General features: G+C 52.7%; 1 protein-coding gene. It reads left to right on the forward strand.

Features of this window, described 5'->3' with window-relative positions:
• Positions 1 to 413 precede the first annotated feature (413 nt).
• A complete protein-coding gene (locus tag ACOCD2_RS21625) occupies positions 414 to 980 on the forward strand; it encodes a hypothetical protein (RefSeq protein WP_293653445.1) in 567 nt (188 codons plus the stop codon).
• Positions 981 to 1,050 lie beyond the last annotated feature (70 nt).

The raw sequence follows: 1,050 nt of genomic DNA on the forward strand, positions 1-1,050 counted from the left end.
GACGCCGCGTTCGGAGGCCTACTTTGTTTTCCCTCTGGCGCAAGGCACGCCGGGAAAACAGTGCGGCCTCGCGGCTACTGGGGTCTACCAGCCTTCGCTTCGCTCTCCATGGTTGGCAGCGGTTGAATAGTAGCCAGTGTGGATATCATGTTCAATATCTACAGCCCACCCGTTAAAGGCACTGCCCATGCGGTGTTGAAACCCCATCGGAAGTATTGGCTTTTTTCTGTCTGCCCAGACTGGAAAGAATTCTCGACCCACAGTGGCTGAGCAACACCCATACTGGTGCCGGGTCAGTATCATCGGGCCTGGCCAAAACTCGACCAGCGGCTCCTAGACATTCCACTGGTAAATCTCTATTCTTGCGCAATGATCCACCCTCCCCCCTGTTCCGCGCTGGAGAACAGTTTGCCATGAATGACAAACCAGAAGAAAAAACTGATCCCATAGACTCTGCTATCCAGATCGGTCTGATGGCATTGCTCACCGGTTGGTCCATATACATTGCCTCACCTTTCATAGGCCCCATCATCTGGGGAATCATCATTGCTATCGGCAGCCATCCTCTATACAGCTGGCTGCACAAAAAGATCTGTCTGGGCAAAAACCTGACAGCAACATTGCTTACCCTGTTGATGCTTGCCGTGCTCATCATTCCTTCCGTCATGCTGAGCGGGGCCCTGGTCGAGGAGGCCAGGGAGCTATCAGGGTATCTGCAGGAAGGAAATGAACTCAGCATTCCGCCGCCTCCTGACAGGATTGCCAACTGGCCCCTCGTTGGCAAGAAGCTTCATGCTTTCTGGGTATATGCCTCCGAAAACCCCGGGGAAGCTCTCGGTGAGATCGAACCTCAGCTGAAGACAGTCGGGAAATGGCTCCTCAGCGCTGCTGCAGGTACCGGGCTGGGCATACTGATGTTCATCTTCTCCATCCTAGAGTTTAGAGTAAGCAACATTGTTCCACCGTATATTTTCGGGTGAAATAAAGTTGCTATTTTGTTCATACTGCCCGTTAGAGCTTGTTCTATACGCTGATTGCTGCATCCTGCTC

This window comes from Thiolapillus sp. (assembly GCF_048562965.1).
Lineage (GTDB): Bacteria > Pseudomonadota > Gammaproteobacteria > Chromatiales > Chromatiaceae > Thiolapillus > Thiolapillus brandeum_A.

Excerpts from the sequence above, each read along its gene's own strand:
- ACOCD2_RS21625 (WP_293653445.1), top strand. The coding sequence starts at position 414 with ATGAATGACAAACCAGAAGAAAAAACTGATCCCATAGACTCTGCTATC.